This window comes from Methylobacterium nigriterrae (assembly GCF_037106235.1).
Lineage (GTDB): Bacteria > Pseudomonadota > Alphaproteobacteria > Rhizobiales > Beijerinckiaceae > Methylobacterium > Methylobacterium nigriterrae.
Map to the genome: position 1 here is coordinate 1 of NZ_JBAWTG010001093.1, position 238 is coordinate 238.

The window sequence follows — 238 nt, forward strand, 5'->3', positions numbered from 1 at the left end:
GAGCGCCTTCAGGACGATCTTGATGCCGGCCGCGACGTCGGCATTGTCGCTCGACAGGCCCGCGACCGCCTTCTTGGCGCGCAGCAGCGCGGTGCCGCCACCCGGCACGATGCCCTCTTCCACCGCAGCGCGGGTGGCATGCAGGGCATCCTCGACGCGGTCCTTCTTCTCCTTGACCTCGACCTCGGTCGAGCCGCCGACGCGGATCACCGCGACGCCGCCCGCGAGCTTGGCCAGG

At 71.4% G+C, this 238-nt stretch carries 1 protein-coding gene; it reads right to left on the reverse strand.

Features of this window, described 5'->3' with window-relative positions; genetic code table 11:
* The coding region (locus WDW90_RS40370; protein WP_336493142.1) for a TCP-1/cpn60 chaperonin family protein at nucleotides 1-238 on the reverse strand (238 nt) is incomplete at both ends.